Source organism: Pseudomonas sp. R2-7-07 (genome assembly GCF_003852355.1).
Lineage (GTDB): Bacteria > Pseudomonadota > Gammaproteobacteria > Pseudomonadales > Pseudomonadaceae > Aquipseudomonas.
The window spans coordinates 198802-222420 of the sequence record NZ_CP027759.1 but is presented as its reverse complement, the minus strand read 5'-3'; the positions used below and the strand labels follow the sequence as shown (position 1 = coordinate 222420).

The window sequence follows — 23619 nt, the reverse complement described above, 5'->3', positions numbered from 1 at the left end:
AATTGGATCCCACTTATCGGAATTCATGTGCAGGGCTGGTTTGAATAGCGTCGACGCAGCCGGCGAGTGAGATCGATCAGTTGCTGCCGCATCAGCGGGCGCCTACCTGAGCTTGGGAGAAGCGGCCGAAACTCAGGCAGAATATCTATTGTTTTGCGCAAGTACTCGATGGGATTTCTGCGATAGGGCCAGGCGTCTCTACACCGGAGAGCAGTCGAATCACTGCGCCGCATCTCCAGTCATGCCGGTCCAGATACGCCTCATAATCCTTACCTGCCTCAGGAGTAAATACTTGAGGAGCTGGCGCACAGATGAATTGGTCGGTGACCATTTTCATCACGACCACAGAAGGGGCGCCTGCGGGGATAATAAACTCTGAGTACGACTCGCCATAGCTCAGATGATCACTCCTCCATGACGCAGGCATTCCGATGCTTCGTCTGGTGTGTTTGCCCAGAGTGGAATTGAGCTTATCTGCAAGGGTATCGCCGTAGGCATAAAGAGGTTCTTTGCTCGAAGCGCAGTCTTGCCCGGGATTGATTGCGACGGGCAAACCGTTGTTTCCGAAAAGACGGATTCTTGCGGAGGTTGTGTGATCGTAGGGCTGCTCTTGTATAGGCTGTTCGTGACTAGTTAGCTGCTAATTAAATGCCCTTCAAATCTGTCCCTTTTATCATCATCAAGGAAAATTGGTATCCACAAAGTCTCTAGCAAAATCTTCTGCGTTTATTTTTACACCAGCTCGCGCGAATTTTTCCGAATTCACGCGCCACACTTCTTTTATTTTCTCCACCAGGGATTCCGGAAAATCCATCTGAGACGCGACGACATCACCCCAACTGCCTTGCACCCCGTACAGCTCGTGCAACTTGGGCTCCAGCGCACTTAACGCCGCACACTGCTCGTCTGTCAGCTCATCAATAGCCGAAAGCACGTAGCATTCCAGTAGCCGGAGAAAAGGCTTTCCTTCATATCGATTCATAACGGCTCTTAAATAAAATCCGGGTGAACTTGCAACTGCTGCAGAAACTTATCGAAGCTATCGGCAAGTTGGGTGCGTTCTGAGCCTTCATGTGAATAATACCAAACAAAACCGGATGGCGAATCCAGCGAAATATAAAACTGGCTGCCACCTCCGTCGCGCCCAATGGGCAACATGAATGGCCCCAACACTTGAGCCCAGTCATCAAGAGCCTTATCCAGGCTGTCGATACCTGCGTCTCCTAGTGAATAAAACCAATCAACGCTGACGCTAGCATCTGGTGATGCGTTCAAAAAGAAACTTCCGGCTTCAGGATGCCCACCGTTGGCACTTCGGATGAATTGAAGGTAGGTTTCTGGAAACCTACGGCCCAGCCGAGCCTCAAGGGCGCGCACGCTTGAGTCATTACCACTGAAACCCACGCTGGGGCGTCCCCCGACATTGATGTTCAACTCAGCAATATTCATTCTTCCACCTAATTTTTTGGGCCTTGCCCAGCAAAAGTCCCAGGGATTACTTTTTCAGGGTTACTCCCAACGTCATGAATTTTATCAAGTACCATTTTACGATCTGCTGGGCTAGCCGCGTTGCCGCCGAAATCTTCAACGTGCTTACCGAGCTTTTTACCTAGCTGCTTCGAATCTACCTTAAATGCTGCAAAATAGGGGTCAGACCCTGAGGGATCCCCGAATTTTCTTACTTAAAATCAAGAAGTTGGAATATTGAAGAGGCCTGCATGAGCCGGCAACTTGGTTTGCACCACACAAAACTAAGAACCCGAACCCATGCAGGCCATCCGATTTTTACACAGAGCGCTCGCTCAAGCACTGCCCTCGATCCATTCTCGCCGCCTAACGACGCTGATGAGTTGTGTCAGTTCGTTACTGCAAGGCCGTCGCCTGACGCTAACAGCGCTGGGACGTTTTATGCCACGTCAGGCGTACCCCAAGCATGCGATCAAACGAGTGGACCGATTACTGGGTAATCAACACCTCAGAGCAGAGCGCCCGCTGTTCTACTGGGTGATGCTGCGGGCGTTGTTAGGCTCCCTGAAGCACCCTTTAATCTTGGTGGACTGGTCTCGAATTGATGCTCCTGGCGATGCGTTTTTGTTGAGAGCCGCGGTCCCGTTTGCGGGACGCTCGTTTCCTATTTATGAAAGCGTTCATGAGCGTGAGAGCTGTCCCAAATATCAAAGCCGCCTGCTCAAAATGTTAGCTGAGTTACTGCCTGACGGATGCGTTCCAGTCTTGGTCACGGATGCGGGTTTTCGGCGTCCGTGGATGAAGGCTGTGGTAGCGAAGGGCTGGTATTACGTGGCTCGCATACGCAACCGTGAACTTTATCGTCGAGAAGCAAACGACTGGCAACCCGTGAAGAATTTGTACGCTCTGGCCACTTCATCACCTAAATCGCTGGGGCGCGTTGAGATGACGCGTAGCGCCCCTCACTTCGTCGATTTGTACTGCGTTCGCCATTCAGCCAAGGGCCGAAAACACCAACGAGTCACGGGTTCAATCGCCAGAAGCAAGCTCAGCCGACAGTCCGCCAAACGTGAGCGTGAGCCGTGGTTGCTTGCCAGCAACCTTGCGCAAAGTGAGTGGAACCCGGCACAGATTGTGGCGATTTATAAGCGGCGTATGCAGATCGAGGAAGGTTTCCGAGATGTCAAAAGTGAGCACCTGGGATTCGGTCTGAATTTGCATCGAAGCCACTGCCCAAAGCGCATTGAGGTGCTGTTGTTGATTGCGGCATTGGCCAACTACCTCATATTTTTAACAGGGCTGCAGGCGCGAGAAGATGGTTTGGAACGGTGCTATCAAAGCAATAGCCTCAAAAAGAAACGAGTGCTTTCATTGTGGCGATTGGGTTTGGAATACTGGCGCAGTTGCACCGAGTTCGGTGGTCAAAAACACCTGGAGATATTGGAGAAAGCTCTGCGTGATGAGGTGCACCATCAGGCGCAGAGCTTGGAGTAAATTTGTGGGGATCCCTCAGGGCCTGACCCCATTTTTCCAGACCCAATTTTTCACATTAGACAATAAAACACTGCCCTTTTAATTTCAAACTAGTCAGAGAGAACAAAACGTATACGGGTGCAGGTCTTACTTATAGGACTTGGCACCGGATGCTCCTATGTGGATTGTACCGTCTTAATAATGCAGTGTTCTTTGTGACCATCCCCATAGGTCATGACTACTGACGTGGTAAATGTACCGTCTTCGTTCCAAACCGTCATTACATTTTCACTCTTCTCAGGGCGCTTATCGGGTCCACCGAAAGGATCAGGATTGACAGCAGTGGGCTCTGCCGCGTAGGTCACTGGGACGAAAAGCGATAGCATTGCTATAAAACTCAATACTGAAGCTAACAATTTCCTATTTTTTTCTCCATTACACCGAATACGATAGCTGTGTTGTGTAAGCTCAGAATCTGATTTGCTTGCCATTACCGACCTCCTATTTAAGCGCCCAAAAAAGCTATAGCAGTGGCTCCCCCAAGTACATAGAAGCCAGACCAAAATCGCATGTTACTGACGAGACTAAAATATTGGGACCCATGCGGATCGCGAATAGCTACAACGGAGTTCCCGTTCTAGTTATAGCCCCATCAACCACAATAAAATGGAAAAAGTCAGCGCAAAAACGTGGTCTGACTCCTATTCACCCCTGCTGAACTCTAAAACGCAAAGACTTGGTCTGATCCATATTCCCTCTATTTCGCACTCGACCTTGTATACCTATCACTGATTTCAGAGTAATTAATGGTCACAGAATTAACGTCATCAACAACACAATTCCATTTTTTACCGAACTCGTACGCCAACCATAAATACATCTCCATCGACCCTTTTGAGTGTCCCAACTGCATTTCAATCATTGTCCTCGGTGTGGCACCCAATAAATTCTCCCATTCTAAAATATCTTGCGCATCATAAAAACCTATGAATTTTTCGGAGGTGAGTAATGACACATACAAAGTCGCCTCGCCCCAGCTCAATACTCCGCGACTACGTTTACCGCCGCTGACGATTCCACCTATAGAGTGAAGAAAATCAGCGAACGTGTCTTCATCAATTTCCACATCCGATATAATTGATGCTGAGTCGCTCACAACTATAACCCCCCTTTTTTGGCTCCATACTCGAATAACTCTTCGACGCTGTTAATTACTTTAACCCCTACCTTTTCATAAGCTTTGATCTGCTGCGGCTTAACCACGTTCGGAGCAAAAAGTATGACTTCTTTACGATCAGGGTTAAGCATAGTGTTATTTTGTAACTTCTGTAACTGTTCGATTTTTCCAGGCTTCGGACTGCTGGCAACCTCAATGATAAAACGAGGTGTTTCAGCGTCTATCTCGCCAATTCCCACAGGTTTTCCGTCAACAAAACCAGATCTGAATTTGCTTTGATAATCCAAAAGCATCCCTTTTTCGCTCAATGCTCTTCCGACTTGCCCCTCTAAAACCTCTCCCGTGACATCTGATTTAAGTGCCAAGTCAATTTCATTATCAAATCTTCCTGGAACAACCGTAAGAGGTCTCCCGGCTAACCCAGCTTCGTTATCAGCTGCCCCAGCCCAATTTTTTCCCGCAATCAGCTCACCGGACTTAGCTGCGCTGTTTAACTCGGCAGCTGATGCAAGCCTCTTAATCGCAATACTCTCCAAAACAAGTTCGAAAACAGTCTTGGCACCCCGTGCCGCCGGTACCACAGCCGCCAGAATATCCAGCTCAGGCGTGACGTCTTTAGTCCCCTTGATCGCGATGTCCGCCAAACGCTGCGACGCATCCGCAACGCTCGACTCATACGTAGACAGCCCCGATAGCTCGTTTTGATGCTGAGCCGTCTGCTCTTGACCGTACTGCCGCCATTGATCATAGACAGCTCCGGGGCCGTAGACATTTGCCGCATTAAAAAGGGTGGGGTCGTTTTTCTGACTCTCTGTGGCACCGAAGGCGTAGACCTTCTCGCCCTTGACCATAATGGGCGTGCCATCTTTCCAGGTCAGCGGAATTTCCTGTGCGGCTAACTGGGCAACGATTCCCTTGGCCGTGTTCAAATCTTCCATGAATCGCTCGGACTCGGTGTCCTTGCCCTTGGATTGCTGCACCAGTGCATTCAAGCGTGCTTCGTCAGCTTTATCGACCGCACCGCCTGCGGCAATCATCAGCAAATCAATCCAACGTGTACTGGACTCAGCTTTGCCCCGCTTTTCCAGCTCTTCGGCCTTCTTCTCCAGAATTGGCACTTCCTGGGTCTTGTGCAGGCGGCGGTTGAATACTTCAACACTATTGGCCGTTCCACCAGCCACTATCGAACCGTTTACGCCATTACCAGCACCTACAACAGTGCCCACACCCGCCGCAATCAACGACGCCAGCGCATCTTGATCCGTACCCTTGATTTGGTTTTTTTCCAAAGCATCTGTGATCGCCGGTATCAACGCGGCTGATGCACCTGCACCTAGTGCACCGCTTTGAGGGCTACCGCTGGACAACCCAATCGCCGCCCCAGCCAGCGCATGCAACATCACACGTGCCGCACCACCCTCTGCCCAGGCTGCGCGGGTGGCCGCATCGGATTTCGGATCTATGGATCTGGCCTGAGCGTAGTCGCCTATCTTTTTAAAGATGTCACTGGAGGACGTATTGGCAACAATGCCGACGGCTGTACTTCCTGTCGCTCCGCCTAACCCCGCTGCGATTAAACCGGTGGCGATATCGGCCATCACACGCTTGTCACCACCCACCTGCCAGCCCTTGGCATCCAGATATGCCGCGTTTGCCGCCAGTGCGGTTTGCTCAGCATCGGGTGAGCCCGCCTTGGCCTGATCATCTGCCTGCTTGCTCAAGGCTGCGGCTTTATTCGCCTTGGCTTCGGCAACTTTGTTGATCACGCTACTCGACAGTTGCGCCGAGCTTTGGATCAAGTCGATCCGCTCTTGCATGGCCTTTTCGTCGGGCCGGTCGAGCGGCTTGTTGGCGTTGGCAGTGTCACGGTTCAAGCCGACCAGGTCATTGACCCCGGCCGCGTTCCTTACCTCAATTGTTCCCGGGCTGACGGCGCTACGGGTTTTGTTGCTGTCGGACTCCTTGAGCAGCAACGGAATCGTGCCGCCCACGCCCGAGCGCGCATCAGTGAACCCTGCTGTCGCGCCGGAATAGCTCAAGCTCGCGGCCTGGCTTTTGATGTCGCTGTTGTTTTTGATATCGCTGACCAGCAGACGATCAGTACTCAGGTAGTTCTTGTCGTTGCTGGCTTCGCTGGCGATTATCGCGCCCTGAAGCGTAGTGTTTTTACCCACATTGATGTCATAGCCACCCTTGCCAGCATAAAGGCCGGTTTGCTGGGTCACCGCGTTGTAATCGCTGTTCATTTTGTTGCCGGCGATATTCGCGGAGCCTGAAACCATGGAGCCCAGGCAGAAAGGTGGCACGCAAATGCTCACGCCAACACCGCCGCTGGTTTGCTTGTTCTTCTGGCTCGCTTCGTCCTGGCGAGAGGCGATGTTCAAGTTGCCGCCAACCTGCGCCTTAATAGCATCGGCATGCACCTGCGCGCCTGCCAATGTTGTGTCCTGGCCACTCTTGAGGACGAGAAGACCCGTCTCAACCGTACTATTGACTTGGGTGACTTCATGGCCGGTTCCCATACCCTTGGCCATCTGTGCACCCAGGTCCAGCACGAAGCCGCTCTGTTCACCAAAACTGAGGCTCACACCGATGCTGGTCTTGTTATTTTTATTCTGGTTGTCCCAGTTCTTACGGTCCTGAGCGCTTTCCAGGATGACGTCGCTCTTGGCCTGCAACAGCGTGTCTTTGGCTTTGATGCTGCTGCCGATCACATGCAGGTCACCTGCGGTGCCCGGAGCATTGCCGGTTGCCACGATCGCCAGACCACCGCCACTGTTGAGGGTCGATTGCTTCACCGTCTCGGCGTTGTACTCGCTGGTGCTTTTCTTGCGGGTATTCGCGAGTTCAGTACCAATCTTAAACACCGACCCTTTGCTGTTGGCGGGCTTGCCGTCTGAATCGTTGGCTGCTTCATTGCTACCACCCAAAGCATCGTAGACCGAGAGCGCCGCCTGAGCGCCCTTGACGGCCTTCAGGCGGCTGTCGTCGGCTTTTTGAACGGCCTGTACATCGTTGCGAATACTCTTGTAGGTATCGACCGCTACACCACCAATCACCCGCCCGACTGCCAGGCTTTTGGAGCTGTCTTTACTGGTTTGATTAGCTGTTTCTGTCCCGGAAGCAATGGTGACGTTAGAGCCGTTGAGCGACATATCCTTGGTGCTCACCAAATCACTGGCGACCACCTTCAGCTCGCGCCCGGCGGCCAGACTCACATTGCCAGCACTGGACCCGACCGTGCTGCCCGTCAAGGTCGTTTCGTTGGCTGTGCCGTTGTGTTTCTGGCTATTGATGAACAAATGCTGATTGCCGGTGATGTCATCCAGCCCCAGCTTGTTGCCAGTCAGTACACCGGTGAGGTCGCGATTTTTTTCCTTGTGCATGTCGGTGCGCGAGAACGTGTTCTGCGTGGCATCGATTGTCAGATCACGCCCGGCCTGTACAGCCAGTTCTGCGGTGCTCACCAACGATGAGCCGGTGACTCTGACGTCCTGCCCACTGGAAACAGTGACGGTGTCACCCGAAACCATACTCCCCACCGCAGTCGTGCGCTTCTCGTCGACTTTGTCTTCAACCTTGCTCGACTTGAACCCACCCCAACTGCTTTTGCTTTCTTTGCGTTCGTGACGGGCGTGGTCGGAGTTAGTGACCGCAAGAATGCTGACGTCCTGGCCTGCGACCAGTTGCGCCGCGCCTTTTTCGGCGGTGACGGCACTCCCAGCCAGCAACAGGTTTTCACCCGCCACGGCGGTGCTGTTGGTACCCGCGCTGACCAAGCTGCCGACATTGTTGATGGCAGAAGTCTCATCCAGGCGGAATTTTTTCCCGGACGAGCTCTTCTTGGTTTTGCTGTAGAAGCTGTAGTCCTGATTTTCAGCCGCCTTTAGGGCAAGGTCGTTACCCGCAACCAGATACGCTTCTTTGCCCGCATCCACCTGGCTGGCCACTAGTTGCAGGTTCTGCCCGGCGCTCAGGGTGGCGTCACCACCCGCCTTGAGTACGGTGGACACCTGCTGAACATGATCCTCTTGACTGGTGACCTTCTTGGAATTAAACGCCGAATGCTGTTCATTCGCCGCCGAAGCCAGGTTCAAATTGCCCTTGGCCACCATCGCCAGATCACGCGTTGCATTCAACTGGCTGCCGATGGCGCTGATGTCCCGTGCCGCCACAATCTGGAAGTCCCGTCCGGCTTCTACCACAGTGCCGTACTGGGTCGCGCTGCTGTTACGTGAGTAGGTGCTGACAATATTGGCGTTACGCTGTTCGGCGGTGGCCAGGTTCACGTCACGCCCGGCTTGCAGGCGCGTGTCGGCGCCACTCTTGAGTACACCGCCGGTGCTGTTGACGTCGCGACCGGCTTGCAGGGTCAGGCTGTTGGCGGCTTCGATGCGCGCGGCGTTGTCGACGAAGTCGGTGCGTTCGGTGCGGTAGCCGCTACTGCTCTGGTGGCTGGTGACGCTGCGCTCATTGAGGACATCGCCGCTGATCGCGCCCAAGCTGACATCGCGTCCGGCAATGATGCCGCCGGCGCGGTTGGTCAGGCTGTTGCCGGCGAGCAGGTCGAGACGGTTGCCGGCCTGGGTCAGGCCGCCGTTGACCATGTTGCGTCCGGCGCTGGCGGCGAGGTTGTTGGTGGCGCGCAGGGTGCCGACGTTGTTGAGATCTGCGCCGCTTACCAGACTCAGATCGCTGCCGGTGATCAACGCGCCATTGGGGGCCAGGCGGTTGTTGGCCTGGGCCAGGTAGAGCACGGGCACCAGCACTTGCTGGCCGGCGACGGTGGCGTTTTCCATCCACACGATGTCGTGGGTCAGGGCCGCAACTTGTTCGGCGGTGAGGCTTACACCTACAGACAAATTGAGCGCCTGACGGCTGCCGATGGCGTTGTCCATCAGGTACTTGAACATCGCCGTGTCACTGGTTTGGCCGTCGATGAAGCGCTGGCCGGTGCGGGCAATGACCGCCTGTTGGATCAGGCGTTGTTCATAGAGGCCGTCACCCAGGCGTTTTTGCGCCTGGTCGGGGTCGTAGCCGAGCTTGGACAGCAGGTAATCGGAACTGAGGAACTGGCTGAGGTTGGTCAGCTGCGGGTTGGTTTCGATCAGGTATTTCTGTGGGTTGGAGACGAACTGGCTGTCCGGCAGGCCTTGCACGCGATTGATAGTTACACCATCGGCCGAGGTGCCGGTGCCGGGTACGACCGGCCCGGAAACCGGGGCCCGGTCTACGTTGCCGCCGCCCAGGGTCCAGCCTTGCGGGCCGGTACTGGCCGGCGCGCTGGCGCTTGCGCCGCTGAGGCGGAACAGGCCGCCCTGCCCGCTGGGCAAGGTAAAGCCGGGCAAGCTCAGCGGGTTGATCTGCTGCTGGGCCAAGTCAGGAGGTAATTGCTGGTTAAGGGTGATGCGGGTCGAGTAACCGGCGGCGCCGCTGGCGCCCGTGGCGTCGGTTGGGTTTTTTGCGCCCGCACCGATGTAGTGGTAACCCAGGCGCACCACGCTGTTGTCGATACCGGCTTGCGCCTTGACGTCCACCGCGCCGCCAGCCTGGATCACGGCGGCGTAACGCTGATCATCGCTGGCGATTTTGGTGACCTTGCCGAACTGGGTACGCTCGCTCTCCATCATGCCGACGAAGTTGGCCACGGTGGCCTCAAGGCCGCCGAGGTCATTGGGGTTGTAACCGGCGCTTTTGTACCAGTATTTGTTGGTCAGTGCGCTGGCGGCATTGAACCAGGCACGCGGATGTTCGGTGCGCGCGGAGGTAAAGAGCCGATAGGTCTCGGTCTCGCCGGTTTCAATCCCCGTGTTGACCAGGTTGTTCAGGCGCGCCGTGAAGTTGCCGCCGGCTGCAATCGAACTGCTGCTGTTGAGCAGGTCGCCCCCGGCCAGGGTCATGTTACCGCCCGAAGTGATGCTCGAACCGGCACTGGCCGCGGTCACCTCCAGTTTGTCGCGGGTCACCACTTCCCACACGTAGTTACGCCCCGTGCCACCAGCATGGCAGTCACCGGCGTTGACATACTCGATGCATGTGCCTTCAGTGGCGGAGGCGGTGTATACGCCCGCATCATTGACGGTCAGTACCGCACGTTCATTTTTGATCGTGGCGGCGGTCAGGCTCAGGTCACCATCACTCTGCATGCTCGACGAGCTGTTGATAATGCTGTCGGCCAACCCGCCCTTGCCGTCGCGATCGACGCTCAGGTTGCCCATGCTGTAGATGTCGCCGTAGCTGTTGTTCAACGACGCGACGCGCAGGCTCATGTCGGCACCGCTGAAGATCAGGCCGTGGTCGTTGAGCAACGCGCCAGTGGTGACCGTGAGCGCTTGCCCGCTGCCAAGCGTGGCGTAGTTGTTGAGCGCGCCCGCGTCGATCAGCAGGTCAGTGGCCGAGGTCAGGCGGCCACGGTTGTTCAGGGTGCCGCTGATGGTTGCGCGGGTCACGCCGCCGCCGGCGATGCTGGCGGTGTCGCTCAGGTTCGCCTGGGCGGCAGTGAGGTTCAATTTGCCCAGGCTGCTGATGCGCCCGCTGCTGTTCAACGCGCCGCTTAACGTAAGGTCGAGGTCACCGTCGCTGGCGATCAGGCCGTTGGTGGACCAGTTGCCGCCGCTGCCGATAAACCGCCGGGCGCCGAGCAATTGGCCGGTTGTTGTCTGGTCGAGCGTGTTGACGTTGACCGTCAGTTGCCCGGCCTGGATCACGCTGCTGTTGGTCCAGTTGTCCCGGGTGATGGTCAGGTCGCCCCGCGTCACCAGGCTGCCGCCGACGTCATTGAGGTTGGCGGGGGCAATGCCGAAGTTGCCGGTGCCCACATGCAGCACACTACCGCCAAGGTTTTGCAGGCTGCCGGCGTCCAGTGTCAGGTTGGTGTTGGCGGTTTCCAGCACGCCGTTGCGGTTGTCGAACACGCCACCGATGGCGAACTCAGTCGTGCCGTCGGGCCCCAGGGCACGCAGGCGTCCGGTCTGGTTGTCGAGGCTGGCGGCGTGCACCTTGAGGGTGGACTCACTTTCGATGATGCCCAGGCGGTTGTTCAGTGCGCCGCTCAGGTCGAGGTCGATCTGTTGGGCGGCTATCTGGCCATCGTTGTCACCGCTGTTATCGAAATCGTGCCCAACCACGCGCATCAGGCCTTTGGCATAAAGCCCGCCGTTGCGGTTATCGAAATTGCCGGTGGTGACCAGGCCGTTGCCACCCTGCGCAGAAATGCGTCCGCCATAGTTGTCCACGGCGCCGGCTTGCAGGTCCAGGGTTTGGCCCTGCATCACGCCACCCTGGCGATTGTTGTTGAGGTCGTAGCCGTTGCGCAGCACGCCGACGACTCGGGTCTGGAGCAGGGCCTTAAGGCTGGCGAGGGTGCCGCCACGGTTGTCGAGGCTGGCGGCTTTGATAGTCAGGTCGCCGGTCTGGGCGATCAATTTGCCGCTCTGGTTGTCGACAGCGTCGACCACGTCGAGGGTCAGACCGTTCTGGCTCTGCACGGCGCCTTTGTCGTTGTCCAGCCGGTTGGCGCTGAGCTTGAGGTCAGCGTTCTGGCTGTAGATCAGGCCATCGCTGCCGTTCTGCACCAGGCCGCTGGCGGTGATGCTCAGGCGATCATTGGCGGCCAGTGTGCCGCGATTACGGTTATCCAGGCCGCCGGTCAGCAGCGTCAACAGGCCTTGGCTGGCGAGCTGCCCGCCCTGGTTGTTGATCTGCGCCGCTCGGTTGATCAACAGCGAGCCGCCGCTGGCCAATTTGCCGTTGGTATTGGTCAGGGTCGCCAGCAGGTCCAGGCTGGTGTCGGTGCCGCCGCTGATGCTGCCGGCGCTGTTGTCCAGGTTCCGCGCGGTCAGGTCCAGGGCCGTGCCGCTGTCGATGGTGCCACCGTTGGCGTTGTTCAGCAGGCCGGTGACCTTGAGGTTTTGTTCGGTGGCGCTGGAAAGCACGCCCTTGTCGCTGTTATCCAACTCGGCGGCGCTGACGGTGAGCGCCTTCTGGCTGACCAACGCACCCGCGCCGCTGTTGAGCAGGCTGCCGGTGAGTGTGGCATTGAGGGCGCCGTAACGGCTCGACAGGGTGCCGCTGTTGCGGTTGTCCAGGCTTGCGGCAGTGGCGTTCAGGCCTTGCCAGCCGGACATCAACCCGTTTTGGTTGATCAGCGTGTCGGCGTTGAGCACCAGCAGGTTATTGCTGATCAGCTTGCCCGCGCTGTTGTCGAGGGTGCGTCCACCGAGGTTCAGGGTTTGCGCGCTGGAGAGTTCACCGCCCTGGTTATTCAAGTCGCGCAGGTGATCGATGCTCAGGTTGCCGGCGGTGGTGATCAGGCCACCAGAGTTATTCAGATCGCCGGTGGCACTGCCGAAATCCACGGCAATCGCGCTGCCCAGCAACGAGCCGCCCTGGTTATCCAGGCTCGCGGTATTGATGCTCAGAAGGTTGGCCGCGTTGATCAGGCCCTGGGCCCGGTTGGTCAATGGGCCACTCACGTTGAGCACGGTGTCGCCACGGCTGGTGAGGGTACCGCCGCTGTTGTCCAGGCTGGCGGCGCGTGCATCCACCGCAGCGGCGGCAATCATGCCCTTGACGTTCGCCAGGGCCAGGCCGATGCGCAGGGTCAGGGCAGTATTGCCGAGCACTTTACCGCCGCTGTTGTCGAGGTTGTCGGCAGTGAGCGTGAATGCCTGGCTGCTGGAAATCTCGCCGCCCTGGTTATTCACATCCTTGAGGTTGTTGAGCACCAACAGCGGCCCGTTGATCAGCCCGCCCTGGTTGTTGAATTGGCCCCGATTGAGTTCAAGGGTCAGGCCGGTGGCGCTGGTCACCTGGCCGCCTTGCTGGTTGTTCAGGTCGCGGGTGTCGATACGCAGCGCATCACGTGCGCTGAGGGTGCCTTGCTGGCTGTTGTCGACGCTTGCGCTGGTCAGGGTCAGAGTGCCATCGGTCACCAGGCGCCCGCCCTGGTTGTCCACCGCGTCACGGGCGCCGATGGTCAGCGGGCCAGCGCTTGAGAGCGCGCCACCACGGTTGACCAAGGTGCCCGCGGTCACGGTGAGCAGCCCTTCACTGCTGATCAGGCCCTGGTTGCGGTTGAGCAGTTGATCGACGTTCAGGTTCAGGCCGCTGCCGGCTATTACCAGGCCGCCATCGCTGTTATCCAACTGCGTGCCGTTTACCGCCACGCCCGCACGGCTGGACAGCTCGCCGTTGCGGTTGTCAATGCTGGCGACGTCGATCTGCACGCCGCCGGTGCTGGCGACCAGGCCTTTCTGGCGGTTGTCCAGGCGATTGCCGTTGAGGTGAAGGGCGCCCTGGCTGGTGACCAGCCCGTTCTGGTTGTCGAGCGTGCCGGCGCTGAGGCTCAACGCCTTGCCTGCGGTGACCAGGCCCGCGACGTTGTCCAGGGTGGTCACCGTCAGGGTGGCCGTGTCCAGGCTGGAGATTTCGCCGCCGGTATTTTGCACAGTGCCCACGTTGGCGGTCAGTGGCCCATTGCTGGTGACCAATCCGCCCTGGCCGTTCTGCAGTTCGCTGGCGCTGACCTCCAGCGCGGCGTTGCTGAGGACTCGTCCCTTGTTGCGGTTATCGAGCGCAGCCGCCGTGACGCTGGTGTGTTGCCGGGCGCTGAGGGTGCCGCCCTGGTTGTTCAAGGCTTGGGCATCAACGGTCAACGCACGACTGGCGATGACGCTGGTGCCGGTGTTGTTGAGGGTCGTGGCGCGCAGGCTCACATCACCCGCCGTGTTACGGGTGTTATCGGCGTTGACGCCGGCTTCGATGACGTCGCTGTTGGTCAGCGTGCCGCCGCTGGACAGCGCGATGCGGTCACGTGCGGCGAGGCTTTTGCGGTTGATGAGATCGCCTTGGGCTTGCACGTCCAGCGCTTTACCGGCGTAGACCTTGTCGGTTAGATCGACATTATGCGCCGTGACCTTAACGTTGCCGGTGGCAGCCGCCTGCGCCATGCTCAAGCGCCCATTGGCATCGAGCTGGATATCCCCACCACTGGCCGCCAGCGTACCGTCGAGCTTCACCCCCACCCCGGCCTCGGTGCCCACCAGTTTGATCGCACCGGCATACATGCCGCCCAGGGCCGATGAGTCGATCGCCAGCTCCGGTTTGGCGCTGCCGTCGTCGGCGCGTGGCGTGGCATTGAGCGTTTTTGCATCGACGTCGTTACGCCCGGCGATCACGTTGAGTTCGCGGGCGTTGATCTGCGCGTTGATCTTGGCCGAGCGGGTGATGATGTCGAAGCGGTCGACGTTGCTGGCGTTCAGGCCTTCGCCGTCGATGGTCACGGCGCCGCCGTCGACCTGGTAGCTTTTCAGTTGGCCGGTCGGGTCGAGCACCGGTTTGCCGGTGGTGAGGGTGACGTTCGGCGTGTTGATAAAGCCGCAACCGCTGCAGGTAATCCCGTAGGGGTTGGCGACGATGACCTTGGCCGACTGCCCCGCCACTTCGGTGTAGCCGCGCAACTGGCTGGCGCTGCCGCCGTTGACTTCGTTGAGGATGACGCTGGCTGCGCCGCCCTTGAGGTTGGGGTTGCCGACGATGTAGCCGCCCAGCTGGGTGTTGACCAGGGTGCCGGTGGCGTTGTTGAGGATCACGCCGTTGGGGCCGACGTTGTACTGCTGGAACTGGTTATGGGACAAACCCGCGCCGTTGGGCGTGGCGATGTTCACCACCGGCACGCCATTGCCCGCCTGACCAACCGAAGTACCCGGCGCGCTGACCACAATGCCCTCGGCCTGGGCCAGCAGCGGTTGCCAGAACAGCGCGTTGGCGAGGATCAACGCCAGCCCGCGCTTGGGCAGGCCGAAGAACGCGTTGCGCGGCTTCAGGGCGGCAGAAGGTTGGCGGGCCAGGAAGGCGAATTGGCGGACGTCCATTGTCAGGTTCTCATTGCAGCGGGGCGTTGAATTACAGGAAGAAATCCATGCGGAAGTAGATCGGCGCTTCGCGCTCGGTGATCACGCCAGGTCTTTCTAACGAGTGGGCAAAGGTCACGCTGGTGCTGACGTTTTTGCCGCGGGCGAACAGTTCCAGGGAGTTACTGGAGACCCGCCCATGCAGGTTGTCGTTGTAGCGGTCGTTGCTGATCACGCCCTGGTCGTAGCCGACGCTGACGCCGTATTCGAAGAAGGCCGGGCGCATCCAGTCGAGGGTCACCGGGCGCGCCCAGCGCACTTCGTTGCGCCAGTAGCCGCCGCTGTCGCCGGTCAATAATTGGTCCTTGAAGCCGCGCACCGAGGCCGAACCGCCGAGGCTCATGCGTTGCGGGCTGAACAGGATGTCTTCGCTGCGTTGGCCGGTGGCCAGGCTGGAAAAACTGAAGGACTCGCCCCACAGGCTGAACGGTTGCAGGTAGCTGACGGTGGCGGTGTATTTGCGGTAGCGCGAATTCGGCTGGCGCCGGCCGAACTCGCCGCGCTCTTCCTGCGATTGGGCGTCGAACAGGCCGATGCCGTTTTGCATGCCCAGGTCGAGGTTGACGAAGGCGCTGCCAATACGGCGGCCGTGGTTGATGCCCAGTTGCAGTTCGCTGAGGCGGTTGCTGCTGGGCGCGGTGCGCACGTCGAGGAGGTAGTTGTTGGTGCGCAGGTGCGCCAGGCCGACGTTGACCGAGGTCTTGCTCACGTCATCGCGATGGATCACCCGCTCGGCGCGCAGCTGGTGGTTCTGGTTGTCGCCGTCCTGCTTGTACTTGGCGTTATCGGCCACGATGTAGGTGCGGTAGTCGCTCTCGTTGTAGCTGTAGCTGAAGTTCCACCAGCCCCACGGTACGTTGTAGTAAAGCAGGGTGTTTTTCGAGGTTTTCTGATGGTCGCTGATGGCGTCGTGGCCGCCGCGCAGCATCAACTGGTCGCCCAGGCCCAGCGGGCTGTCCCACTCAAGGCCGGCGCCCCATTGCTGTTCGCCGGTGCTTTTCTGGCCGTCGTTATTGCGCGACAGGCTGGCGCGCCAGGGCTTTTGTGCGGTGTTCTTGACCACCACGTCGCTGCCGCCGACCTGGCTGCCGGGGGTCAGCTCCATCTGCGCCTGTTTGGACGGCAGGCGGTTGAGCTGGTCCACCAACTGCTCGATTTCGCGCAGGTTCAGCGCCTCGCCGACCTTGCCGGGAAAGGCCATGGCCAATTCGCGCTCGGTCACCGTGCTGCCTTCGGCGCTTTTCAGGGCTTCGAGCTTGCCTTCTACCACCAGCACTTGCAGGTGACCGCTGGAAAGGTCCTGCTGTGGCAGGTAGGCACGGCTGGTGACGCGGCCTTTGCCGAGGTAGTAGTCGGTGATGGCCTTGAGCAGTTCGTTGAGCTGGGACACGCCCAGGCACTGGCCGATATACGGCTTGAGCAGACGCTCGCGGTCGGCGGCCGGCAGGCTTTCGGCGCCTTTGAGTTCGATGTCCTGGATCGGAAAGCAGCGCGTGTCGGCGGAGGTGGCCGGGGCTTCGGGCTTGGTTGCCTTGCCGGGCAGGTCCTGGAGTTCCTGCAGACGCCGTTGCTGCTCTTCGAGCAGGCGGTTTTGACGGTCGCGGATCAGGTCCTGGTCGCCGGGGGTGGGGGCGGCGAATGCAGTGTTCAGGCCCAGGCAAGTGAGCAAGACAGTGCATAGAAGAAACCGAGTCCGTGGCATTAACAGAGGCATGTTCGATCCGTCGAAAATTAAGGGCCGGCAAACTAACATCGAACTTCCAGCAGTCCAAGAAGCTGGGCTGTTGGGTGTTTGAGCGGGCCTGGCCGTTAATGTATTGATTAGTAACAAAATTTAATCATCTAACGGCTTTCAGGCTGATCGCGGAAACGTTTAATCCGACCGGCGGCAGCTGTTTCGATGAGGATTCGACTGAGCAGCCATTGATCGCCATTATTTAGCCATCAGGTGTCGTCGCTAGGTTAGTACCGGGGATTGGAGGAAAGTTCGCGGGGGTTTTGTGAATTGGATCCCACTTATCGGAATTTCGAGAACAGGGATTGAACCGCTGCGCCTAGGGGATCGTTCCCATGCTCCGCGTGGGAATGCAGCCCGTGACGCTCCGCGTCACCTGTGTGAGCGGTTGGCGGGACGCGGAGCGTCCGAGGAGGCATTCCCACGCGGGAGCGTGGGAATGATCTTTAGACCGCTATCGGGGGCAAGCCCCCTCCCACATTGGGTATTCGCAGCATTGGAAGAGCCTAGCCAATACCCTTGTCTTTTTCCGAGCCGGGCACCAGGGCCAGGCCGGGGCGTTCGACGTCGCGGGACACGTGGGACTTCACTTCTCCCACCCCACCCTCTTCATCGTTGTGGATCACCAGCACGCCAGGCCGGCGCAGTTGCTCTAGGTCGCCCGCGCCGAGGTTGAAACTTTCACTCAAGTGCTGGTCGCTGAGCGCATTCGCTTCGGCGCGACGCTGGGCGAATTTGCGCCCTTTGCGCTGCTGGTAGCGCGCCCAGGCGATCAGGATCACGGCGTTGAACAGGGCGATCCACAGATAGATCTGCAAGGTATTGAGCGCGGCGAAAATCGGCGCTTCCAGGCGCGGGCCGCCGTGGGTTTCGAGCATGGCGCTCATGCCCCGGGCCAGCAGCCAGACCAGGCCGCCCCAGGCCAGCAGGGTGAGCAATACATCGATGATCCACATCACCAGGTGCTGGCGGGTTCTGACCAGTTTCATCGTCACGCCTCCTCTTGGGCAGGTTTGATACCACGGTCCGGGCTGACCCAGCGGGCGCGTTTCTGGTGCTGGTTGAACAACACCTTGGGAAAGCTGACCAGCGTGGTGAACAGGCTCACCAGCCAGAACACCATCGGGTACCACACGGTCCAGAACAGGGTTTTCCACAGGTCTTTTTCGTAGCGCCGGTCGATCAGGATGCTCACCGCGAACTGCAGCAGGCACACCATTGCCAGGACCAGTCCGGTAAACGCCGGGGGCACCAGGGAGACGACGGTAATCGCCTGCGGCAACACCATGAATTTACCCAGCCCCCAGAAAAACACCGAGAGCAGGAAGGTGAACGCCCAGCCGGTGGACAGGCAGTACTCGAACAGCAGCGGCCACAGGTAGCGATGGCGCCATTGCCAGATGCCGCGGATATTTTTGAACAGCACTTCAGCACCGCCCTGGGCCCAGCGCAGGCGCTGTTTCCACAGGCCGCCGACGGTTTCGGGCATGAGGATCCAGCACAGCGCGCGCGGCTCGTAGAAGATCGCCCAGTGATCGAGCTGCAGCTTCCAACTCACGTCGATGTCCTCGGTGATCATGTCGGTGCTCCAGTAATCGATGCGGTTCAGCGCCTTCTTACGGAACGCCACCACCACCCCCGACACAGTGAAGATCCGCCCGAACACGCGCTGGGTACGCTTGATCAGGCCGATGATCGAGGAGAACTCGCCCACCTGTACCCGGCCAATCAGGGTTGAGCGTGTGCGTACACGCGGGTTGCCGGTCACGGCGCCCAGGCGCGGGTTGTCGAGCATCGGCGCAACCATATAGGCCGCCGCGTTTTTGTCGAGCAACGCATCGCCATCGATGCACACCAGGTATTCGCTGCGCGCGGCCACCGCCCCCATGCGCAGGGCCACGGCCTTGCCCTGGTTCTGCGCCAGGTGCAGCACGCGCAGGCGTGGGTGTTGCAGCGCCAGCGCGTCGAGTACGGCGGCGGTGTTGTCGCTGGAACCGTCGTTGACCGCGATCACCTCGATGTTCGGATACACCTGGGCCAATGCAGCGGCCATGGTGTCGGCGACGTTATCGCCTTCGTTGTAGCAAGGGATGATGATCGAGATCAGCGGGTTGCCGGCCAGGGTCGGCGCCGGGGTGTCTTCCTTCCACGGCCAGTGGCGCTCCCAGTGCAGCCAGAAGTACAGGCCGCCGGCGATCCACAGCGCAGACATGAACAACGGGTAGAAAAACACGAAGTCCATCAGGAACTGCCCGGTGACCAGGAAGATCAGGCCCAGGGGCACGCCCAGTACCAACGCCAACACGAATAAAGCCAGGATTCTGTCGAACATGATCAAGGGTTCCACTGGTTGGAAAGGGCCGGGCGTACGGTCTTCAGGTCCGGCGAGTTTTCCAGGAAGTTGTCCGGGTAGTAGCCAAAGCTCTTGACCCCCTGGCGTTTGAGCACCCCCATCCATTCAGCCATTTGCACAGCGTTGATATCGGGGGCTTGCTGGGTACGCCAATCCTTGGCTTGCAGTTCGAATACGGTTCGCTCCAGCGCACCGGGGCGGGCCTTGACGGTGGCGACCAGTTTTTCCAGCCAGGCGTTGGAGTTCTCCAGCGACTGGCCTTCCATCAACGGCATGGCCATCGGCGCGGTCCAGTCGTAGGCCTGCAGGAAGTCATCGAGGTTCTGGGCGAACCAGGCTTCGCTGGCCGGGTTGAGCATCGGTTCGGCGAAGATATTGCGCGCGGTCTGCACCTGCGGCCCGGCGATGGCGCGCACCTTGGTGGTCAGCTCCTGGGTGAAATCGATCAGGTAGCGGCTTTTGAAGCGGGTCCAGCGTTGCAGCGTTGCCGGGTCTGCGCGCAAGGCGGCGATGCTGCCCGGCAGGCCATTGGCCGCATAAGCCTTGAGCGCGGCGGGGCTGGCGTCTTCGAAGTCCGAGAGCACGGCGTCGTCGTGGTACAGCACCCCGTCGATGGCGCTGTTGCGGGCGAGGTCTTCGTAGATCTCGCCGATGATTGTGCGCACCTGCGGGTCGAACGGCGACAGGCGTTTGTACTGATCAGGATCGGCGCCCAGCGTGCCGCTTTGCGGGTCCCAGCGGGTCACGCGGGGCAGCTTGGGGTCGAGGGCGAAACTGAGCACCGGCATCCACGCATACACCGCAGCATGGGCACGGGTGTGCAATTGCCAGGCAACGCGGTTGAACAAGTCGGCGCGCACCGGCAGATGACGGTTGGGGAAATACAGCGAATGCACCAGGCCGTCGCCCTTGGGGTCGGCGAAGGCTTGCAGGAATACCGTGCCGACGCCCATGTCCACTACCCGCTGGACCAGTACGTCGAGATTGCGCGCCTGTTGGGCCGGGTCGGGGTCGTAGACATTGTCCAAGTCCACGTGCAATACGCGCAGCGGCGCCGGGGTCTGCGCCGCGACGATGCTGTTGGCGAAGTGCTCGCCGTCCGGGTCGGAGGCCACCAGGAAGCGTGGGCTGTTCATCAGGTTGCCGAGGCTGTCGAGGCCGTCTTCCAGGGTCAGGGCCATCTGGTAGCCCTGCTCGCTGACCACCGCCAGGGACGTGCCTTTGGCCGCACCGTACGGCCACACCCAAACCCGTGGCGCCTTGCCGGTCACGCTGCGGATTTTCTGCGTGATGGCCGCCACATCGGCACGCATCCGCGCCTGGAACTGCGCTTGGGTTTCATAGCGCTGGGTCGCCGGGTCGTAGCGCAGTGAGGTCGCCGCCGGCTCCAGGTTGCCCTGGGGGTTGGCCAGAATCCCGGTGTGGCTGGCATCGGTGTGCGCGGCGATTTCCACCAGGCCCGACTGGGACACTTCGCGAATCTGCTGCCAGGTGAGGAATTCGCCACGCGGGCGCGGTGAGCCGGCGAAGTCCACCGGCTTGTTCAGTGGCGTATCGATCCAGTAGCCCACCGGCGCCAGCACGGCCGGCCAGTGATAGGCGCGCAGAATCGGCATCACGCGGGTGTAGAAGCTCGTGTAACCGTCGTCGAAGCTGAGCATCACGGCCTTGGGCGGCAGTTCAGGGCCACCGTTGCGCGCCGCCAGAATCTGGTCGACGCTGACCGCCTGGTAGCCGTTCTCCCGCAGCCACGACAGTTGCTCGATCAAGCGTTCGGTGCGCACCGCCACCACCGTCTGGTCGGGGTCGCGGTCATTGACGTCGTGGTAGGCAATGCCCAGGAAATGGTTTTTCGGCCAAGGCGCTTCGTTCGGCGCTGTTGGCCGCTGCGCGGGTGGGGTATAGGGCGCGGGTTGCTGGGCGCAGGCGGCGGCCAGCATTACACCCAGGACCAACAAGCAACGGCTGAGGACGGTCATGGTCAGGCTCTTCTAGAAACGGTAAGTGAGGTCGACGAGCAGGCGCAGATCGCGTTCGCGATCACCGTCATAAGGTCGGCTGATCAGGCTGAGGTTGGCGCCCATTTCCAATACGTCGTTCCAGCGAAAGCGTTGGCCGTAACCGATAAGGCCGATGCCGCCGGTGGAGTAGTCGCGCTGGCTGTAGGTGCCCGCACCGATCTGGAACTGCTGGCTCCACTGGGTCTCGTAGCGGTGATAGAGCACGTGATTGACGTTGATCATCGGTAACACCGTGAAGTCCGACTTCGGGTTGAAGTACGCGGTGTCTTCCTTGCTGTTGCGGCTGGCGCCCACTTCCAGGCCCAGGTCGACTTGCACATGGGGCGAGCTGTAGAGGCCTTCGCGGCCGCTGAGCAGCGCTTCGAAGCGGTCGTTGCCGTCACTGAAGTGCGACGGGCTGAGGGTCAGTTTCCACTCGCGGCTTTCATTGGCGCGCCAGCGGATAAACCCACTGCCGCCGTTGGCGGTGACGCCGTCGTTCAAGGCGCGCAATGGCGTGGTGGTGAGCAGGTAGCCGACGCTGCCGCCGTACTGCCAGTGGTCGTTGATGTCGCGGGCAATCGACACTGCCGCGCCTTGCTTGGAGCCATCGCCGTAGGAATGGTTGGACACTTCGGCCTCAATGGTCATGTCGCGGGTACGCCGCTCCACGCCCACGCGCTGCCAACGGTGCTGGCCGGTGCCTTCGCTGAAGTCGGCGGTGGCGTAGCCGGCACCGGCGAACAGGCGCCAGTCTTCGTCGATGGGCGGCGTGTAGATCACGCTTTCAATGCCCCAGTCACGGCTACCGGTCACGGCACCCGCGTCGTTGTTATTGCCACCGCCATAGCTTTTGCCGGTGTAGGCCTCGACGCGCAGCTCGGCCATGTCGTGCACATCGCGCAGGCGGCGCAGACGTTGTACTTGGCGGTTGTCCGGGTTGCGCGCAACCACATCGTCGGTGAGGGCGTCCATCTGGCGCCACTCCTGCAGGTCCATGGCGGTATAGGCCTGGGAAATTTCCAGGCCGATGTCGCGCGGGGCCTGGGCTTCGGTTTCCTTGAGGGTGCCTTCGGCGCGGCGCGGCCAGTCACGGGCGCGGTACATGTCGGCCTGGGCGATGCGCAGGCCGACGTTGCCTGGCGCCTTGGCCACCAGGGCTTCCAGGCTGGCTTCGCTGCCCGGCAGGTCGCCGCCGAAGGTGCCGGCCTGGGCGGCCAGTTGTTGCGCGTCCATCCAATTGTCGTTGGGGTTGCCAATCGGCAGGCCCTTGAGTTCGACGCGGGGGTTCTGTTCCTTGGCCAGGGTGTTAGCGACCTGGCGGGCGTCCTCGACCTTGTCGCTTTCCAGCAACGCGTAGAACAACGCGGTGCTGTCGTCGACGCGGTAACTGGCGTCGGCATCCGGTGCGGTCAACACCTGGCGGTACAGCGGTTCGGCTTGTTCCGGCTGGCGCTGGTCGAGATACGACGCGGCAACCCAACGCAACGCGTAAGTGGGCAACTGCACGCCTTCGCCGGTGAGGGTCTGGTATTCGCGGATCACTTCCGCGGTGCGCGCCCTGGCCTTCAGCGCGCCCAGGCGGTCGATGCGCCAGCGCACCACGTCGTCATGGGCGCTGGCGTCCGGGGCCCAGCGGGCGATCAGCCGGTCGTAGTCATTGAGCGCGCGGTCGGCCACCACGTAGCGTTCTTTTTCGGTGCGCGTGGCGAACTCGGCGATGCGCACGCGCTCGGCGGCGAGGTCGCCTTCCAGGCGGCGCTGGGTCACCGCGTCCACCAGCCCTGGGCGCTTGGCCGACAGGCGCAGCGCGGCTTCCGGCAGCCGGGCCTTTTGCAGGGCGACGATGTATTCACGGGCTACATCGGGTTTGTCGCCGGCGCGGATAAATGCCTGGTCGAATTCAAACAGTGCGTCGTAGTTCAAGCCGGCACGGCTCAGCGCGTAGCCCAGGGCCATGCGACGGTTGGGGTCATTCGGCTGCGCGGCCACCAGCGCGCGCAAACGTTGCACCGCCTCGGTGGCTTTGCCGCCATCGGCCTGGGTGAGCGCCAGGCCCAGTTGCAGGTCGATATTGTTCGGTTCACGCACCAGCGCCTGGCGATAGACCGCCTCGGCCTGGGCCCACTGTTTTTGATTGCGATAGGTGCGCGCCACCGTGGCCAGCGCCTGGCTGGTCAGGTTGCGATTTTTGCCCTGGGCTTCATACACCTTCAGCACTTCGGCGTCCTGCCCGGCCCAACCGGCAATCACTAGGTGATCGCTGACCTGCCCTGGGGTTTGACGTTCGGCGGACAGTTGGCGCAGTTGAGTCAGGGCCGGCGTGAAGTGGCCGTTGCGGGCCTGGATGATCAACGCGTCATAGGCAGGGTCGGCCACGGCATAGGCGGGCATCAGCAATTGGCTGCACAGGGCTGCTCCGATGAGCAACCGCAACCGGCCTGATGCACTGAGTGAATGGATTGGCAACATGGCGTCAGCTTCCTTACAAGGAAAGCTGC

At 59.9% G+C, this 23619-nt stretch carries 11 protein-coding genes; 1 reads left to right on the top strand and 10 read right to left on the bottom strand.

The genetic code is table 11. The features are described 5' to 3' along the window. Positions 1–679: 679 nt before the first annotated feature. Together C4J86_RS00870 and C4J86_RS00865 are read right to left on the bottom strand one after the other, a co-directional pair. Positions 680–982 carry a hypothetical protein gene (locus C4J86_RS00870; protein ID WP_124369143.1) on the bottom strand — a complete coding sequence of 101 codons (303 nt, stop codon included), beginning with the start codon at positions 980–982 and terminating at the stop codon, positions 680–682. Between the two features lie 8 nt (positions 983–990). Then, positions 991–1449, bottom strand: a complete 459-nt coding sequence (locus C4J86_RS00865) for an SMI1/KNR4 family protein (RefSeq protein ID WP_124369142.1) — start codon at positions 1447–1449, stop codon at positions 991–993. Between the two features lie 318 nt (positions 1450–1767). Between C4J86_RS00865 and C4J86_RS00860 the strand changes: the two genes are divergently transcribed. After that, positions 1768–2961 (top strand): IS4 family transposase, encoded by a 1194-nt coding sequence (locus C4J86_RS00860; protein WP_124369141.1) that lies wholly within the window; start codon positions 1768–1770, stop codon positions 2959–2961. A 155-nt stretch (positions 2962–3116) separates the two neighbouring features. On the opposite strand, the gene C4J86_RS00855 is transcribed toward C4J86_RS00860, so the two are convergent. The 8 genes from C4J86_RS00855 to pgaA all read right to left on the bottom strand — a co-directional run bounded on the left by C4J86_RS00855 (position 3117) and on the right by pgaA (position 23590). After that, entirely contained in the window at positions 3117–3431 is a 315-nt protein-coding gene (locus C4J86_RS00855; RefSeq protein ID WP_124369140.1) for a hypothetical protein, read from the bottom strand. Between the two features lie 266 nt (positions 3432–3697). Beyond that, positions 3698–4096 (bottom strand): hypothetical protein, encoded by a 399-nt coding sequence (locus C4J86_RS00850; RefSeq protein ID WP_124369139.1) that lies wholly within the window; start codon positions 4094–4096, stop codon positions 3698–3700. Between the two features lie 2 nt (positions 4097–4098). After that, on the bottom strand, positions 4099–14991 hold the full coding sequence (locus tag C4J86_RS00845) for a hemagglutinin repeat-containing protein (RefSeq protein ID WP_124369138.1): 10893 nt from the start codon (positions 14989–14991) through the stop codon (positions 4099–4101). 31 nt (positions 14992–15022) lie between these two features. Next, positions 15023–16744, bottom strand: a complete 1722-nt coding sequence (locus C4J86_RS00840) for a ShlB/FhaC/HecB family hemolysin secretion/activation protein (RefSeq protein WP_124369137.1) — start codon at positions 16742–16744, stop codon at positions 15023–15025. Between the two features lie 527 nt (positions 16745–17271). Beyond that, positions 17272–17754, bottom strand: a complete 483-nt coding sequence (pgaD, locus tag C4J86_RS00835; RefSeq protein ID WP_124360714.1) for a poly-beta-1,6-N-acetyl-D-glucosamine biosynthesis protein PgaD — start codon at positions 17752–17754, stop codon at positions 17272–17274. A gap of 2 nt (positions 17755–17756) precedes the next feature. Beyond that, entirely contained in the window at positions 17757–19097 is a 1341-nt protein-coding gene (gene pgaC / locus C4J86_RS00830; RefSeq protein WP_124360713.1) for a poly-beta-1,6-N-acetyl-D-glucosamine synthase, read from the bottom strand. A gap of 2 nt (positions 19098–19099) precedes the next feature. Then, positions 19100–21097 carry a poly-beta-1,6-N-acetyl-D-glucosamine N-deacetylase PgaB gene (gene pgaB / locus C4J86_RS00825; protein ID WP_124369136.1) on the bottom strand — a complete coding sequence of 666 codons (1998 nt, stop codon included), beginning with the start codon at positions 21095–21097 and terminating at the stop codon, positions 19100–19102. Positions 21098–21109: 12 nt separating this feature from the next. Then, positions 21110–23590, bottom strand: coding sequence for a poly-beta-1,6 N-acetyl-D-glucosamine export porin PgaA (gene pgaA / locus C4J86_RS00820; protein ID WP_124369135.1), 2481 nt, complete (start codon positions 23588–23590; stop codon positions 21110–21112). Positions 23591–23619 lie beyond the last annotated feature (29 nt).

Bases quoted from the DNA above. Each gene is read 5' to 3' on its own strand.
- C4J86_RS00870 (WP_124369143.1), bottom strand. From the start codon at position 982: ATGAATCGATATGAAGGAAAGCCTTTTCTCCGGCTACTGGAATGCTAC.
- C4J86_RS00865 (WP_124369142.1), bottom strand. From the start codon at position 1,449: ATGAATATTGCTGAGTTGAACATCAATGTCGGGGGACGCCCCAGCGTG.
- C4J86_RS00860 (WP_124369141.1), top strand. From the start codon at position 1,768: ATGCAGGCCATCCGATTTTTACACAGAGCGCTCGCTCAAGCACTGCCC.
- C4J86_RS00855 (WP_124369140.1), bottom strand. From the start codon at position 3,431: ATGGCAAGCAAATCAGATTCTGAGCTTACACAACACAGCTATCGTATT.
- C4J86_RS00845 (WP_124369138.1), bottom strand. From the start codon at position 14,991: ATGGACGTCCGCCAATTCGCCTTCCTGGCCCGCCAACCTTCTGCCGCC.
- C4J86_RS00840 (WP_124369137.1), bottom strand. From the start codon at position 16,744: ATGCCTCTGTTAATGCCACGGACTCGGTTTCTTCTATGCACTGTCTTG.
- pgaD (WP_124360714.1), bottom strand. From the start codon at position 17,754: ATGAAACTGGTCAGAACCCGCCAGCACCTGGTGATGTGGATCATCGAT.
- pgaC (WP_124360713.1), bottom strand. From the start codon at position 19,097: ATGTTCGACAGAATCCTGGCTTTATTCGTGTTGGCGTTGGTACTGGGC.
- pgaB (WP_124369136.1), bottom strand. From the start codon at position 21,097: ATGACCGTCCTCAGCCGTTGCTTGTTGGTCCTGGGTGTAATGCTGGCC.
- pgaA (WP_124369135.1), bottom strand. From the start codon at position 23,590: ATGTTGCCAATCCATTCACTCAGTGCATCAGGCCGGTTGCGGTTGCTC.